Raw genomic sequence first — 14,611 nt, 5'->3', positions numbered from 1 at the left:
GAAAATCGTTCTGCCGTCAGCAAGTTAGGGCGGTGTGCCCCGAATTGCCAGCCGGATTCTATCCCGCCGGTCATTGCAAATCGGCGGCGGAAACAATAGCCCTCTAATGCATCATCCCGAGAATCGGTATCGAATTCCGGGATCAAAGCAGGTGCGCGCCGCGACCGAGCGTGCGCTAGATGCGACGACAAGGTGACGGCGGTGTGACGCTTCGCCGGGTTGGGGAACTTCCCCTGAGGATAGGCTGAATATGTCAAAGGCGCTGGCGATCATTCTGCTTCTGGCGATGGCCATCCAGCTGATCTGGCCGATCGGCCTGCCGGGTCTGAGGCAGCGCCGCGATTTCTGGAAGATCGCCGTCTTCGCGATCGCCATGATGATGGTCACCGTTCTTATTCGACCCTGACGGGTTCAATCGCCAGCGCTGCGATGCCACGGTTGTACCCTTGGAAACTGTGTCGGTCGATCTACTCTGCTATGCCGTTACTCGATCAATAGTAGTAGCTGGAAAAGTGCGCAGGACAGATCATGAAGAACGCGCTAGATTGTCGGTTTCATCACGGAGATGAATTCGGGGGTTACTTGGAACGCCGCCTTGCTGCCATCCTCGCTGCCGATGTCGTTGGTTACAGCCGTCTTATAGGTGCTGACGAGACCGGTACGCTGGCCGCCATGAAGCGGCACAAAAACGAGCTGGTCGACCCGAAGGTCAGCCGGCACAAAGGCCGGATCGTAAAGCTGACCGGCGACGGCATTCTGGTCGAGTTCGCGAGCGTCGTGAACGCGGTGGCCTGCGCTGTGGATATTCAGCGCGGCATGCTCATTCGCAACGAAGACGTTCCGCAACTGAAGCGCATCGAGCTGCGCATCGGTGTGCACCTGGGCGACGTGATCGTCGAAGACGGTGATATTTTCGGAGACGGCGTCAATGTCGCAGCCCGGCTCGAGGGCCTGGCCGAACCCTCCGGCATCGCCGTGTCTGCTTCGGTGCGCGACCATGTCGGCTCCAGGCTGGATGTCGGCTTTGTCGACAAGGGCCAGCACGCACTGAAGAATATCGCGGCCGGCGTTCACGTCTATTCCGTCGCGCTGGGTGCGCCGACCAAGATCGCCAAGGTGGTGAACGGGACCCATACGGTGACCGTCGACGACGGTTATGGGCTGTCCGTCGCCGTTTTACCCTTCACCAATATGAGCCACGATCCGGAGCAGGAGTATTTTTCCGACGGTATCACCGAGGACATCATCACCGATCTGTCGAAGATCTCGCGCCTCCACGTGGTCGCCCGCAACACGGTCTTTACCTACAAGGGGCGGTCGGTGCGGGTCAAAACGGCGGCGCAGGAACTCGGCGTTCGCTTCATCCTCGAGGGCAGTGTGCGCAAGGCCGGCGGGCGGGTTCGCATCACCGGGCAGCTGATCGATGCGCTGACCGGTACGCATTTGTGGGCCGACCGCTACGATCGCGATCTCACCGACATCTTCGCCATTCAGGACGAGATCACCCACGCCATCGTCAATCAGCTGCGCATCAAGCTTTTGCCGGAAGAGAAAAAGGCGATCGAGCGGGACCCGACGACGAGTGTCGAGGCCTATACCTATTATCTGCGCGGCCGGCGTTTCTCGCATGCCTGGACGCGCTCCTATCTGCTGCTTGCCCGACGCATGTTCCAGAAAGCCGTCGAGCTCGACCCGAATTTTGCCCGTGCCTATGCCGGCATCGCCGATTGCGAATCCGCCCTTCGCGACTGGCATGAGCACGAGTTTCCGCTCGAAAGCATCTTAAGCACGAGCGCGCGCGCACTGGAGCTCGATCCTGATCTCGCAGAGGCCCACGCTTCTAGAGGCCTGGTCCTGCACCAGGACGGGCAAAGCGAAGAGGCTGTTGCCGAGTTCGAACGCGCTTTGGCGCTCGATCCGCAGCTCTACGAGGCAAACTTTCACTACGGCCGCTTTCTCTTCATGCGCGGCGAGTTCGAGACCGCCATCGAGTTCTTCAAACGGGCTGCGGAAATCCGGCCCGACGACTATCTTTCGCCGATCCACCTGATGAGCGCCTATAAATCGCTCGGCCAGGAGACCGAGCGCGGACATTGGGCGAAGATCGGCATCAGCAGGGCGGAACGGGCGCTGGAGTCGCATCCGGAAAATTCCGGACCTGCGCATCGTGGCGCGCTGGCGCTTGCCCATATGGGTGAGGCGGACCGCGCGCGCGAATGGGCGGCCTGCGCGATCGCCATCGATCCGGAGGATATCGTCGCGCGCTACAACACGGCCTGCGTCTATTCGATCCTCGGCGATGTCGATACGGCGCTCGACATGCTCGAGAGCCTGTTGCCGCAGAGTTCCTGCTACCAGCTGCTGTGGTTCAAGCAGGATTCCGATCTGGATGCGGTTCGCCACCATGTGCGCTTCCAGGCCATGGTGGAGGCGATCGCCCAATGCGAGGCAGTCAAGCACTGATCCCTGCTGCCTAACGCCTTCAATCGGCATGGATCTAGGTAAGATCATGCAGGGCAATGAGAGTGTCACAGCGTCGCGCGTCAGTTTTCACGCGCGGCGCTGGAGGGATCAATGGCCGCGGTAGGATTGAACCGGTTGCCGCGATTTGCCTCGCGTGAACCACCAGATGCCGGCACCGGTCGTGACCAACAGGCCGGTTGCCAACAGGACAACGGCGACGAATGCCTTTTCGAAGGCCGCCCTGGCGAGCGCCACGAGGTTTTCAGCCGCCTCGGGCGATAGTTTTTCCGCCAATATCAAAGCCTCATCCAGGCTGTCGCGCGCGATCGCCGATATACCCGCTCCTTCCGGAAGCACGACGAAGGCGGTGTAGACCACCGACATGACGCTGCCGAGCACCGCAATCCCGATGGCGCCGCCGAGTTCAAAGGAGACCTCCTCGATGGAGGCGGCCATGCCGGCGTGCTGCGGTGGGGCGTTGGACATGATGGCGCTGGAGGCGGCCGTCATCGTCGCGCCAACGCCGAGGCCGAGCACCACCAGGCAGACGATCTGGCCGAGGATGCCGGCTTCGTGCACCGCCAGAAACGCACCGAGGCCGGCAGCCGCAGTGATCAGGCCGGTGCGCAGCACCATCTCGGGGCCGAGACGCGGCAGCATCATGCCTGTGAGCGGGCCGGCGACGAAGGCGGCAAGCGGGATCGGCAGGATGAAGATGCCTGCCTCAAGCGGCGAATAGTCGGCAACGAGCTGCAGCCGTTGGCTGAGCACGAGCTCGACGCCGACGAGCGCTCCGGATGTCACCAAGGCTGCGGCGACGCCTGACGAAAAGGCGGCGTTGCGGAACAGGCGGAAGTCGATCATCGGGTGCGCGCTGCGCCTCTGCCGGCGCACGAAGAAGGAGAGCGCGACGGCGCCGATCACAGCGGCGATGAGCCCCGCCTGCGCCGATGGCTCGCGCTTGCTCATCTCCTTGATAGCATAGGCCAGTCCGACCAGGCCGACCATGATCTGGACGGAGCCGAGCGGGTCCCACGGGTGGTCCTTGTTGCCCTTGCTATCGGGAAGCACGACCACGCCGAGCAGCAGGGCCGCGGCGACGATCGGCACGTTGATGAGAAAGACCGAGCCCCACCAGAAGTATTCGAGCAGGAAGCCGCCGAGCACCGGGCCGATTGCCGCACCACCCGAGGCGATCGCGGCCCAGATGCCGATCGCCAGCGCCCGCTCGCGCTCGTCGGTGAAGGTCAACCGGATGATCGAAAGCGTCGCCGGCATCATCAGCGCGGCGCCGACGGCCAAAAGCACACGGCCGGCGATCAGGACCGACGGGTTCGGCGCATAGGCAGCAATCAGGGAGGCGAGGCCGAATACGGCGAGGCCGGCAATGAACGGTCGCTTGTGGCCGAGCCTGTCGCCGAGCGTGCCGAGCCCCGGCAGCAGGCCGGCAACGACCAGTGCATAGGCATTGACGATCCAGAGTTTTTCCGAGGCGGAGGCGCCAAGATCGTGGGTGAGCCGGGGCAGTGCCGTGTAGAGCACGGTCATATCGACGACGATCAGGAACAGCGCGCTCGACACGATGGCCAGAATGAGCCAGCGATTATGCGGGGACATGGTACACCTCTGTGGCCGAACCGCTGCCTGCGGTACCTGTGGCCTTGTTGACATCAGAGCCGCTATATAAATACATACGTATGGAATTGAAAGAGGAAATCTGAAATGGGACGACGCCGGACGATCGATCGCGACAAGGTGCTGGATGCGGCGGAGGCGACGGTGAGCGCCGTCGGTGCCGCCGGCCTGACGATCGACGCCGTCGCCAAGGCGGCCGGCATCACCAAGGGGGGCGTGCAATATTGCTTCGGCAACAAGGATGGGCTGATCGATGCGATGATCGAGCGCCGGTTCAACGAATTCGACAGCGCGGTGGCGGACGAAGTCGGAGGCGCGACCGATCCGGTAACGGCAATGCGCGCGCATGCGGAGGTGACGGCGCGCATGAACACGGCAGAGAACGCCCGCACATCCGGGATGATGGCGGCACTTCTGCAGCGCGAAGATCATATGGAACAGAACCGCGTGTGGTATCGCGGGCGTCTCGACAGCCTCGATCTGTCGACTGACGCAGGGCGCCGGGCGCGCCTTGCGTTTCTTGCCGCCGAAGGTACGTTTTTGTTGCGCAGTTTCGGCTTCGCCGAAATGGACGATGCGGAATGGCAGGACATCTTTGCCGATATCGTTGCCCTGGTGCCGAAGGAACCCGACTGACGGGGCCTTTGGACGCCGCGCGAGATCCGGCCGGCTGCAGGGATGCAAGCAAGGGAGAATTGCATGCCGACCCCGGTCGAAGTGGTTGCCTATGACGATGCGTGGCCGCAAGCCTATGCCGCCATGTCCAAGCATCTGGCGAGCCTGCTCGGCCTTGCGGTCATCGCGATCGACCATGTCGGCAGCACGGCGGTTCCGGGGCTCGCCGCGAAGCCGGTCATCGATATCGATGTGACGATGTGCGGTCCGGAAGCGATCGGTGCCGGGCGCGCCGCCCTCGCTGCCGACGGGTTTGCCGCACGGGGAAACAGGTACGACGATGGCGTCTGGGCATTTGCCAAGACGGGCTCACCGGGGCAGCGCGTCTATCTCTGCCCGCCTTTCAGCGATACCCATCACCGCCGCCTGATCTTTCGAGATCAGTTGCGTCAAGACGGTGAGATGGCGGTTGCTTACGCCGCGTTGAAGCGACGCCTTTCGGCCGAGTTCCCCTTCGATGGAGACAGCTACACCGCCGCCAAGACGCAATTCATCGCCGAAGTCGTGGAGCTTGCCAACCGGGGTTGATCGCCGCGCTTTTTAGATGGTGGCTGCAGCCAACTGGCCAAGATGGCCAGGCAGGTCGATCCCGCGTCCAGCGGCATTGATCGTCTCGAAATAGTCGTGCCAGCCGGATGCCGCGATGCCCGAGACAAGCGCGTGAAGTGCGGCTTCATCCGAGAACCGCCAGATGGCGAAATAGGCGTGCGGTGCGGCATGAAGCGTACCGGCATCAACCTCGCCGAAGGCGATCGGCTCCACCCCGAGGTCCGACAGGTCAGCCAGACCGCTGCCGACGGCCTCGAAAAACCTGTGGCGGCCGGCTGGGTCGAGGGCGAGCCAGGCCTGCTTCGGGGTGTAGAGTTCGCTTAGATAATGAGGCATGCGTCTTCTTTCAGGGTCTATCGAGCGATCGAAGGGCGCGCTTGCAGATTCGGGCAGTCGCAACGCTGTCGTGCTCCCGTTGCCAGCAGGCACAGAGGTCACGAACCCAATCGGGGCGGTCCTTGGCGGCGTCATTCAGCCAGTTTCCGACCGAATCCTGCACGTAGCGCGACGGATCCGCGTTCAACGGTTCAAGAATGGCAAGCGCCATTTCCGGATTTCGTTTCAACGAAGGGATGTGGCTGCACCAGACCCCGCGCGGACGCGTTGCTTCGCTGGCGAATCGGCGCAGACGGTCGGAGGGCGAGCCCGTCCACCCGGCAAGAAGGGTGATCGCGGTTGCGATGTCTCGGGCAAGTTGCGGGCGTACGGCGATCCATGACCATTCGCGAACGCCGAAATGCGGATCGTCGGCAAACGGGCGGATTGCGGCGAGGCGATCTTCAAGCGTGAGCGCAGGATTTGCGCCGACCATGAAGCAGGCCCAGCCTCTAACGGTGTCTGAGCGATGCTGCCGCAGCCATGGCACGGCGCCGAGCCGGTCGCGGATCAGTTCGGCGGCTAGCACCATGCGTTTGGAAATGCCGCTTCCGACCGCAGCGCCGATGGCGGCGAAAGCACCGTCGCCGACCTCCGGAACCGCCGCCCGCATCAACGCTTCAAAATCGACTGCGAGGCATTCGGCAAGCGTCGAGGCTTCCACCAACCCCGCGTTCAGCAGCGCGAGCCGCTGCGGGTCGATGTCCACCATACGCCGCGGGGCGGCGCTCATTGCGTGATCTCGCTTTCGGCTTTCGGCTGCATTGCCTTTCGTCTGCCGTCGGTATTTCGCCATGCGCGCTGGAGGAGGGCGCTCAAGGCCTGCCGGTCGCTCTCATCGAAACCGGCAAACAGCGATGCGATCCAGCGCGTATGGGTGTCGAACAGTTCGCGCGCCGCATCCTGGCCCTTCGGCGACAGCCGGACCAGCACCTTGCGCCGATCGTCCTTGCTCTGCTGCCGGGTGACAAAGACGTCTCGCTCCAGCCCGTCGAGAAGCCCGGTGACGGTGGCGCGGGTGACGCCGGCGCGGTCGGCAAGCTCATGCGGCGAAAGACCATCGGCCATCTGGTGCAGGAGGAACAGCAGGACAAACTTTCCCTCGGACAGATTGTGGGGTGCCAGTCGCGCGGCGCAGTCGCGGTCGATCGCGGCTGCCAAGGCGATAACTTCGAAGCACAGACGCAGATTGGCGGTTGCGCCGTCGCCGCGCCGATCGGCCTCGGTGAGGAGGGCGATGTGTTTTTGCTCAAGAATTTCCATAAGGCGGCATATAGTATGGCGACTAATTATATGTCAATCGAATTCTGCGATCAGCGCGGGAGGGTTGGCTCGCGCCGCTGATCGCCAGTCTTGCTGCTGGCTAAAGTGCGATGGAACCAAGCATCGCTGTCACGCAGGCGCCAGCGATGCTGGTCCTGCCGACAGTGCCGCCGCGTTTTCTGACGCTGACTTCGATGATGCTTCGGCGCCCCATTTCGACGCCCTGCTCGATCGTCAGGTCGACGTCGATGGCGTCATCGGGCAGAAGCGAGACGAGATAGGCGCTGAGCGCGGCCGAGGCGCTGCCGGTCGCCGGGTCTTCGATGACATTGTCGAGCGGCGCGAACATGCGGGCACGAAGACGCCAGGGATTGTCACTCGGGCGGGCATAGAGGAACAGGCTGAAGCTGTCTTCGTTCGGCTTGTAGCGCTTGTTGGCCGCTTCGAATGCGGTGACGTTGGGACGTGCCGCCGACAGGGCAGCGACATCCTTCAGTTCGGCAACGGCGAAGGGCAAGCCGACGGAAACACGCACCGGCGTGTGATTGTCCGTCCTGACGGCATCGGGCGGGACCATGGCGCAGGCAGCGATCGTCTCGACATCGATCGTTGGTCCGATGCTCAAGGGCCGCGGCACGACGATGCGAGCGCCGGTCACCGCGCCGTCTTCCCGCGACAGGGCCACCTCGACCAGCCCGGCCCGTTCTTCGAACCGCAGCTGCTCACCAGGCACACGCCCGAAAATCTCCGCCTGCCGGCCAAGCACGAAGGCGGTGCCGACATTCGGGTGCCCGGCGAAGGGGATCTCCATCGTCGGCGTAAAGATGCGCACCCGTGCGGTGTTTTCAGGATCTTCCGGCGGCAGCACGAAGGTAACTTCGGAGTAGCCGAACTCGGTGGCGATCGCCTGCATCTGCTGATCGCTCAAACCTCGTGCGTCAGGAATGACCGCGAGCTGGTTGCCGGCGAAACGTTCCGCGGTGAAGACGTCGACAGTGACATAGTCGACGGAGTGCACGGGTGAAAAAGACGTCATGAGCGCTCGCTTCCACTTGATACGGCGGCGATCCGTGCCGCCCGATGGCCTGGAGCGAAAGGCTTAAGGCAGGTGTCGAAGCCGGCAAAGACGGCAACTTGTCTTGGTGACAAGTTCTGTTCCGGACCACGAGGGCAGCATGAAAAAGGGGCCGACGAGCGGCCCCCTTGTGCCCGAACTGGACGGACTGCCGAGCGCGCTCAGGCGGCCTTCTCAAGGTCCTTTTTCCAGCTGCCCTTGGCAGCGAGGCTGCACATTTCGGCGCGATGCGAGAAGGCACGCTGGCCGGCGGCGACGTTTTCCGCCTTGCCGTTCCAGGCGGACAGCGCTTCCTGCTGCAGGGCACGGCCGTAGGAGAAGGTGAGTTTCCAGGGCAGATCGTGGGTCGCGTTTATGGCCGAGAGATGGGCCGTTGCCTCTTCCGTCGTCTGGCCGCCGGAAAGGAATGCGATGCCGGGCACCGCCGATGGCACCGTGCGTCGGAGCACCTTGATCGTGCGTTCGGCCACCTCGGCGACGGACGCCTTGCGTGCCTTTTTGCCGTCGATCACCATGCTCGGCTTCAGGATCATGCCTTCGAGCTTCACCCGCATCTCGGCGAGCGCCTCGAAGGTGAGCCGCAGCGTCCATTCAGTCACGGCCTCGGACCGGTCGATCGAGTGGTCGCCGGGCGCACCGTCCATCAGCACTTCGGGCTCGACGATCGGAACGATGCCGGCATCCTGGCATAGGGCGGCGTAGCGCGCGAGCGCATGGGCATTTGCCCTGATGGCGCCCTGGCTCGGCAAGGTGTCCGAGATGGCAATCACGCCGCGCCATTTGGCAAAGCGCGCGCCGGCTTCGTGGTATTTCGCTAGGCGCTGGGCCAGCCCGTCGAGGCCCTCGGTGATCGTCTCGGCCGGAAAATTGGTCATTGGCTTGGCGCCGGCATCGACCTTGATGCCGGGAATAGAGCCAGCGGCGCGGATGACGTCGACCAGCGGCGTGCCGTCAGCCGCCTTCTGGAACAGGGTTTCCTCGTAGAGGATGACGCCGGAAATATACTTGCGCATCGCCTCGTCGGCGCGAACGAGCATCTCGCGATAGTCTCGCCGCGAGGTCTCGGTCGATTCAAGCCCGATGCCATCGAAGCGCTTCTTGATTGTCGCCGTGGACTCGTCTGCGGCAAGCAGGCCGCGACCGTTGGCGACCATGGCAACGGCAATGTCTTCCAGTCTTTCGCTCATGTTTTTCTCCCTAGACGGCGCCGATCGTCAACGGATCGGGCGACCACTGAAACAGTTTCGGGACCGACGGCGCACAAGCGACCGCCACACCCCAAGCGAGGGCGCGAGTAACCAGGAGAAATTGTCCGGGAAAAAGGCAGGAAAAGCGACTGAAACGATTTAAATTATTTTAATCGGTTGAAATATCTTGGTTTTTTCTGCTTTCAGGCGCGCGGGTGAACCGCGCGCCTGAGTGCTTGGCTCAGTTCTGCTGCTTGAGGATGTCGACGCCCGGCAGCGGCTTGCCTTCCATCCACTCGAGGAAGGCGCCGCCGGCCGTCGAGACATAGCTGAAATCTTCGGTGACTTCGGCATGGTTGAGGGCGGCAACCGTATCGCCGCCGCCGGCGACCGATACCAGCGAGCCCTGGCGCGTACGGGCGGCCGCATGCTTGGCAACGGCGACCGTCGCCTTGTCGAAGGGGGCGATTTCGAAGGCGCCGAGCGGGCCGTTCCAAACCAGCGTTTCCGCCTTGGAGATCCAGTCGTTGACCGCGGCGATCGACTTCGGGCCGACGTCGAGCATCATCGCGTCAGCCGGGATGGCCGTCACATCAACCACTTCGTTGTCAGCGCCGGCCTTGAACTCGCGGGCGACAACGCCGTCTTCCGGCAGGACGATGGCGCAACCGGCTTCAGCGGCGGCAGCGATGATCGCCTTGGCGGTATCGGCAAGATCGTGTTCGCACAGCGACTTGCCGACATTGATGCCCTTTGCGGCGATGAAGGTGTTGGCCATGCCACCGCCGATGACGAGCGCGTCGACCTTCTTGACGAGGTTCTGCAGCAGATCGATCTTGGTCGAGACCTTGGCGCCGCCGACGATGGCAACGACGGGGCGCTTCGGCTGGCCGAGGCCCTTTTCCAGCGCCTCAAGCTCGGCCTGCATGGTGCGGCCGGCATAGGCGGGCAAGTGGTGGGCGAGGCCCTCGGTCGAGGCGTGGGCGCGGTGGGCGGCCGAGAAGGCGTCGTTGACATAGATGTCGCCATTGGCGGCAAGCGCCTTGACGAACTCGGGCTCGTTCTTCTCTTCGCCCTTGTGGAAGCGGGTGTTTTCAAGCAGCAGCACGTCGCCGTCGTTCATCTCGGCAATGGCGTTGGCCGCCTTGTCGCCGATGCAGTCGGCGGCAAAGTGCACGCGCTGGTCGAGAATGTCTTCGACAGCAGGTGCAATGGTCTTCAGCGACATCTCGGCGACCGGCTCGCCCTTCGGGCGGCCGAAATGCGCCAGCAGGATAACCTTGGCGCCCTTTTCCGACAGCTCGCGGATCGTCGGCGCGACGCGTTCGATGCGGGTCGCGTCGGTGACCACGCCGTCCTTGACCGGCACGTTGAGGTCGACACGGACAAGCACGCGCTTGCCGGCAATGTCGGTCAGGTCGTCGAGGGTCTTGAAAGTCATCAGATCGTCTCCGGTGATAGTCTCTGGAAAAGGGTGGGGTAGTCGATGACGAGGCCGTCCTCGTCCACGGACAGGTCCGCGACAAAGCTGCGGTCCTCGGCCTCGTAGCGATAGAGCCTGAAATCATCGAGGCAGGTGTAGTGCTGGCCGTCCACAAGAGGCTCGAACGTGTCGAACGGCACGTAGAGCATTTTCAGCCTGACGGTGCCGGCCTTGCGATCAAGACCGAGGCGGCGGATCGGCAGCGTGTTGGTGAAGGGCGTGCCGGCAAGATCGATGTCGATGCAGCCGTCTAATTCGGGCAGCGCCAGGCCCCTGGCCGTCATCCACTCGCCCGGACGATCCGAGCGCAGATGCAGGCTCCGGCCATCGGTCGTGTCGACCATGAGCTTTCGCACCTGCCATCTCTCATCGCAATCGATCCGGTAGCGCACGCCATAGGGGGTGCCACCGCGGCTGCCGATCAGAACGCCGACGGCGCGGATGACCGCGCCGTCGGTTGTATCTGTTGACGTGAGCGTCAGATGTTCGAGCCCTTCCCCCTCCAGCGGACGCCAGCGGACCGTCGTTTGGGAAAGGGCGCGAAACATCAGAGTTAGATGAGCTTGCTGATCGCAACCGCAGTGTCGGACATGCGGTTGGAGAAGCCCCACTCGTTGTCGTACCAGGTCAGAATCGACACGAACTTGCCTTCCATCACCTTGGTCTGGTCCATGTGGAAGACCGAGGAATGCGGGTCGTGGTTGAAGTCGATCGAGACGTTCGGAGCGAGCGTGTAACCGAGGATGCCCTTGAGCGGGCCGTCAGCGGCTGCCTTGATCGCAGCGTTGATCTCTTCCTTGGTGGTTTCGCGCTTGGCGACGAACTTGAGGTCGACGACCGAGACGTTCGGGGTCGGAACGCGCATGGCGAAGCCGTCGAGCTTGCCCTTCAGTTCCGGCAGGACGAGGCCAACGGCCTTGGCGGCACCGGTCGAGGTCGGGATCATCGAGAGCGCAGCAGCGCGGGCGCGGTACAGATCCTTGTGCATCTGGTCGAGCGACGGCTGGTCGTTGGTGTAGGAATGGATCGTCGTCATCATGCCGTGGTCGATGCCGATGACATCGTTCAGCACCTTGGCAACCGGTGCAAGGCAGTTGGTCGTGCACGAGGCGTTGGAGATGACGAGGTGATCCTTCGTCAGCTTGTCGTGGTTGACGCCGTAGACGACGGTGAGGTCAGCGCCTTCGGCCGGAGCCGAGACGATGACGCGCTTGGCGCCGGCTTCGAGATGCAAGGCAGCCTTGTCGCGGGCGGTGAAGATGCCGGTGCATTCCATCGCGACGTCGACGCCGAGTTCCTTGTGCGGCAGTTCGGCCGGGTTGCGGATCGCGGTGACCTTGATCGGCTTGCCGCCGTTGATGATGATCGCATCGCCCTCGACCTTCACGTCAGCCGGGAAACGGCCGTGGATCGAATCGAAGCGCAGGAGGTGCGCGTTGGTCTCGACCGGGCCGAGGTCGTTGATGGCAACGACTTCGATATCCTTGCGGCCGGATTCAACGATGGCGCGCAGCACGTTGCGGCCGATGCGGCCAAAACCGTTAATGGCGACTTTCACTGTCATATCGGGTCTCTCCCTGTCTGAATGGCATGGTCGGAAAAAAGCGGGGCGCGCTTTCGAGCGCGCCCCGCGGCTTGATCAGGAAAGCTTGGCTTCCGCAGCGGCGATGACCGCCTCAGGCGTGATGCCGAAGTGCTTGTAGAGTTCCTTGTAGGGACCGGAGGCACCGAACGACGACATGCCGATGAAGGTGCCGTCCGAACCGATGAAATGATCCCAGCCCTGGCGGATGCCGGCTTCGACGGCGATCTTGACCGGCGAGTTGCCGATGATCGCCTGCTGGTAGTCTTCGCTCTGTTCGGCAAAGAGTTCGAAGCAGGGAACCGAGACGACGCGGGTCGAGATGCCCTTGGCGGTCAGTGCCTGGCAAGCCTTGACGGCGATTTCGACTTCCGAGCCGGTGGCGAAGATCGTCACCTTGGCGTCGCTTGACGAGATCAGGTCGTAGGCGCCGCGGGCGCAGAGGTTTTCTTCCTCATACTCGGTGCGCACGGCCATCAGGTTCTGGCGGGTGAGCGCGATGCCGGACGGGCGGTTGTGGCTTTCAAGCGCCAGCTGCCAGCACTCGGCCGTCTCCGTGGCGTCGGCCGGACGGAACATCAGCAGGTTCGGGATGGCGCGCAGCGCCGCCATGTGCTCGACCGGCTGGTGGGTCGGGCCGTCTTCGCCAAGGCCGATGGAATCATGCGTCAGCACGTGGATGACGCGGATGCCCATCAGGGCCGCAAGCCGGATCGACGGACGGCAATAGTCCGAGAAGATCAGGAAGCCGCCGGAGTAGGGGATGACGCCGCCATGCAGCGCCATGCCGTTCATCGCGGCCGCCATGCCGTGCTCGCGCACACCCCAGTGGATGTAGCGGCCGGAGAAATCGTCCGGGGTGATCGACTTGGTCTGGCTGGTCTTGGTGTTGTTCGAGCCGGTCAGGTCGGCCGAGCCGCCGATCGTTTCGGCCAGAACGCCGTTGATGACTTCAAGCGCGTCCTCGGAAGCCTTGCGGGTTGCCGGCGACGGCTTGGTCTCGGCGAGCTTCTTCTTGTAGTCGTCGATTGCCGACGACAGGCGGCCTTCGAGTTCACCGGAGAAGCGGCGAATGAACTGCGCCTTCTTCTCGGCGTCGCTCTTGTCCAGGCGCTCGTCCCAGTCCTTGCGGGCCTTGGTCGAACGCAGGCCGGCGAGGCGCCAGGCGTCGAGCACGTCGGACGGAACGACGAAAGCTTCCGCTTCCCAGCCAAGGGCCTTGCGGGTGGCGGCGATTTCCTCGGCGCCGAGCGGCGAGCCGTGAACCTTGTGCGTGCCGGCCTTGTTCGGTGCGCCGAAGCCGATCGTCGTCTTAGCCGCGATCATCGTCGGCTTGTCGGACTTCTGCGCCTGCTCGATCGCAGCGGCAATTGCTTCCGGATCATGGCCGTCGACGGCAATGGTGTTCCAGTTGGAGGCGCGGAAGCGGGCGTGCTGGTCGGTCGAGTCGGCGATCGAGATCGGGCCGTCGATCGAGATGTTGTTGTCGTCCCAGAAGACGATCAGCTTGTTGAGCTTGAGATGGCCGGCAAGCGAGATCGCTTCCTGGCTGATGCCTTCCATGAGGCAGCCGTCACCGGCGAGCACATAAGTATAGTGCTCCATCAGGTCGGAACCGAACTCGTCGCGCAGCTTGCGCTCGGCGATTGCCATGCCGACGGCATTGGCAATACCCTGGCCGAGCGGACCGGTGGTCGTCTCGATACCGGCCGCGTGGCCGTATTCCGGGTGGCCGGCGGTGCGGGCGCCGAGCTGGCGGAAATTCTTGATCTCTTCGATGGAGATGTCTTCGTAGCCCGTCAAATAGAGCAGCGAATAAAGCAGCATCGAGCCGTGGCCGGCCGACAGCACGAAGCGGTCGCGGTTCGGCCAGGCGGGGTTCTTCGGGTCGAAGCTGAGGAAGCGCGTGAAGAGGACTGTCGCTATGTCAGCCGCACCCATGGGCAGGCCTGGGTGACCTGAATTTGCCTTCTCGACGGCGTCCATGGAGAGGAAACGGATCGCATTCGCCATCCGGTCGTGTTTTTCGCGAGAGATCATGACTGTTCCGTTTTGAGTTCGGTGGTCAGGGGACGGTCTCTATCCTCCAAAGACCGTGCAAGAAGCGGCAGACACATAGCATCTGCGCCGCGCGAGTCAACAAATACAGGCCTTCCGCGGCCATTGGCAGCATGGTTTTCAAGGGGTGATATCGCGTCGCAGCACAGTTTTTGCGCTGCGGCCGGATGAGCCGGCTATGCAATCCATCCACAGCTTCCGTAATGCTTTGCTGTAGTTGGCATTGTTGAGATTTACGTAATAGGTTTAAAAAGGAGTGAGCCGAA

14 protein-coding genes are annotated in these 14,611 nt (G+C 63.0%); 4 read left to right on the top strand and 10 right to left on the bottom strand.

From position 1 onward, the window contains the following. Positions 1 to 250: 250 nt before the first annotated feature. Both LPJGGPFB_RS30240 and LPJGGPFB_RS30235 read left to right on the top strand, forming a co-directional pair. Positions 251 to 406, top strand: coding sequence for a hypothetical protein (locus tag LPJGGPFB_RS30240; RefSeq protein WP_115419254.1), 156 nt, complete (start codon positions 251 to 253; stop codon positions 404 to 406). 122 nt (positions 407 to 528) lie between these two features. Further along, positions 529 to 2,463, top strand: a complete 1,935-nt coding sequence (locus LPJGGPFB_RS30235; RefSeq protein WP_173423617.1) for a TPR end-of-group domain-containing protein — start codon at positions 529 to 531, stop codon at positions 2,461 to 2,463. A gap of 108 nt (positions 2,464 to 2,571) precedes the next feature. On the opposite strand, the gene LPJGGPFB_RS30230 is transcribed toward LPJGGPFB_RS30235, so the two are convergent. Next, complete coding sequence (locus LPJGGPFB_RS30230; RefSeq protein WP_173423616.1) at positions 2,572 to 4,080, bottom strand: DHA2 family efflux MFS transporter permease subunit; 1,509 nt, start codon at positions 4,078 to 4,080, stop codon at positions 2,572 to 2,574. Between the two features lie 105 nt (positions 4,081 to 4,185). Between LPJGGPFB_RS30230 and LPJGGPFB_RS30225 the strand changes: the two genes are divergently transcribed. Both LPJGGPFB_RS30225 and LPJGGPFB_RS30220 read left to right on the top strand, forming a co-directional pair. Further along, on the top strand, positions 4,186 to 4,734 hold the full coding sequence (locus LPJGGPFB_RS30225) for a TetR/AcrR family transcriptional regulator (RefSeq protein WP_173423615.1): 549 nt from the start codon (positions 4,186 to 4,188) through the stop codon (positions 4,732 to 4,734). 63 nt (positions 4,735 to 4,797) lie between these two features. After that, complete coding sequence (locus LPJGGPFB_RS30220) at positions 4,798 to 5,301, top strand: GrpB family protein (RefSeq protein ID WP_173423614.1); 504 nt, start codon at positions 4,798 to 4,800, stop codon at positions 5,299 to 5,301. A gap of 12 nt (positions 5,302 to 5,313) precedes the next feature. On the opposite strand, the gene LPJGGPFB_RS30215 is transcribed toward LPJGGPFB_RS30220, so the two are convergent. The 9 genes from LPJGGPFB_RS30215 to tkt form a co-directional block, all read right to left on the bottom strand. Further along, entirely contained in the window at positions 5,314 to 5,658 is a 345-nt protein-coding gene (locus LPJGGPFB_RS30215) for a DUF6616 family protein (RefSeq protein WP_173423613.1), read from the bottom strand. A gap of 10 nt (positions 5,659 to 5,668) precedes the next feature. Next, positions 5,669 to 6,430, bottom strand: a complete 762-nt coding sequence (locus LPJGGPFB_RS30210; RefSeq protein ID WP_173423612.1) for a DNA alkylation repair protein — start codon at positions 6,428 to 6,430, stop codon at positions 5,669 to 5,671. Continuing rightward, positions 6,427 to 6,960, bottom strand: coding sequence for a MarR family winged helix-turn-helix transcriptional regulator (locus LPJGGPFB_RS30205; protein ID WP_173423611.1), 534 nt, complete (start codon positions 6,958 to 6,960; stop codon positions 6,427 to 6,429). The genes LPJGGPFB_RS30210 and LPJGGPFB_RS30205 overlap by 4 nt, the downstream gene beginning before the upstream one ends. A gap of 100 nt (positions 6,961 to 7,060) precedes the next feature. Further along, on the bottom strand, positions 7,061 to 7,996 hold the full coding sequence (locus LPJGGPFB_RS30200) for a PhzF family phenazine biosynthesis protein (RefSeq protein WP_210264657.1): 936 nt from the start codon (positions 7,994 to 7,996) through the stop codon (positions 7,061 to 7,063). Between the two features lie 200 nt (positions 7,997 to 8,196). Then, complete coding sequence (locus tag LPJGGPFB_RS30195; RefSeq protein ID WP_173423610.1) at positions 8,197 to 9,222, bottom strand: class I fructose-bisphosphate aldolase; 1,026 nt, start codon at positions 9,220 to 9,222, stop codon at positions 8,197 to 8,199. Between the two features lie 241 nt (positions 9,223 to 9,463). Beyond that, positions 9,464 to 10,663: a phosphoglycerate kinase gene (locus tag LPJGGPFB_RS30190; protein WP_173423609.1), complete on the bottom strand. Its 1,200-nt coding sequence runs from the start codon at positions 10,661 to 10,663 to the stop codon at positions 9,464 to 9,466. Continuing rightward, entirely contained in the window at positions 10,663 to 11,253 is a 591-nt protein-coding gene (locus LPJGGPFB_RS30185) for a putative glycolipid-binding domain-containing protein (RefSeq protein WP_173423608.1), read from the bottom strand. Before LPJGGPFB_RS30185 ends, LPJGGPFB_RS30190 begins: the two co-directional genes overlap by 1 nt. A gap of 5 nt (positions 11,254 to 11,258) precedes the next feature. Then, the gene (gene gap / locus LPJGGPFB_RS30180) at positions 11,259 to 12,269 is read right to left on the bottom strand and encodes a type I glyceraldehyde-3-phosphate dehydrogenase (protein WP_077500685.1); all 1,011 of its coding nucleotides are present in this window, start codon (positions 12,267 to 12,269) and stop codon (positions 11,259 to 11,261) included. Positions 12,270 to 12,344: 75 nt separating this feature from the next. After that, positions 12,345 to 14,327 carry a transketolase gene (gene tkt, locus LPJGGPFB_RS30175; protein WP_173423607.1) on the bottom strand — a complete coding sequence of 661 codons (1,983 nt, stop codon included), beginning with the start codon at positions 14,325 to 14,327 and terminating at the stop codon, positions 12,345 to 12,347. Positions 14,328 to 14,611: the final 284 nt, after the last annotated feature.

It is taken from the genome of Ensifer adhaerens (assembly GCF_013283195.1).
In the GTDB taxonomy this organism is placed as follows: Bacteria; Pseudomonadota; Alphaproteobacteria; order Rhizobiales; family Rhizobiaceae; genus Ensifer; species Ensifer adhaerens_G.
Note: the sequence above shows the minus strand (reverse complement) of the source record. Positions and strands in the feature narration are given on the sequence as shown.

Excerpts from the sequence above, each read along its gene's own strand:
- LPJGGPFB_RS30230 (WP_173423616.1), bottom strand. The coding sequence starts at position 4,080 with ATGTCCCCGCATAATCGCTGGCTCATTCTGGCCATCGTGTCGAGCGCG.
- LPJGGPFB_RS30235 (WP_173423617.1), top strand. The coding sequence starts at position 529 with ATGAAGAACGCGCTAGATTGTCGGTTTCATCACGGAGATGAATTCGGG.
- LPJGGPFB_RS30190 (WP_173423609.1), bottom strand. The coding sequence starts at position 10,663 with ATGACTTTCAAGACCCTCGACGACCTGACCGACATTGCCGGCAAGCGC.
- LPJGGPFB_RS30240 (WP_115419254.1), top strand. The coding sequence starts at position 251 with ATGTCAAAGGCGCTGGCGATCATTCTGCTTCTGGCGATGGCCATCCAG.
- LPJGGPFB_RS30215 (WP_173423613.1), bottom strand. The coding sequence starts at position 5,658 with ATGCCTCATTATCTAAGCGAACTCTACACCCCGAAGCAGGCCTGGCTC.
- LPJGGPFB_RS30185 (WP_173423608.1), bottom strand. The coding sequence starts at position 11,253 with ATGTTTCGCGCCCTTTCCCAAACGACGGTCCGCTGGCGTCCGCTGGAG.
- tkt (WP_173423607.1), bottom strand. The coding sequence starts at position 14,327 with ATGATCTCTCGCGAAAAACACGACCGGATGGCGAATGCGATCCGTTTC.
- LPJGGPFB_RS30220 (WP_173423614.1), top strand. The coding sequence starts at position 4,798 with ATGCCGACCCCGGTCGAAGTGGTTGCCTATGACGATGCGTGGCCGCAA.
- LPJGGPFB_RS30195 (WP_173423610.1), bottom strand. The coding sequence starts at position 9,222 with ATGAGCGAAAGACTGGAAGACATTGCCGTTGCCATGGTCGCCAACGGT.
- LPJGGPFB_RS30225 (WP_173423615.1), top strand. The coding sequence starts at position 4,186 with ATGGGACGACGCCGGACGATCGATCGCGACAAGGTGCTGGATGCGGCG.
- gap (WP_077500685.1), bottom strand. The coding sequence starts at position 12,269 with ATGACAGTGAAAGTCGCCATTAACGGTTTTGGCCGCATCGGCCGCAAC.
- LPJGGPFB_RS30210 (WP_173423612.1), bottom strand. The coding sequence starts at position 6,430 with ATGAGCGCCGCCCCGCGGCGTATGGTGGACATCGACCCGCAGCGGCTC.
- LPJGGPFB_RS30205 (WP_173423611.1), bottom strand. The coding sequence starts at position 6,960 with ATGGAAATTCTTGAGCAAAAACACATCGCCCTCCTCACCGAGGCCGAT.
- LPJGGPFB_RS30200 (WP_210264657.1), bottom strand. The coding sequence starts at position 7,996 with ATGACGTCTTTTTCACCCGTGCACTCCGTCGACTATGTCACTGTCGAC.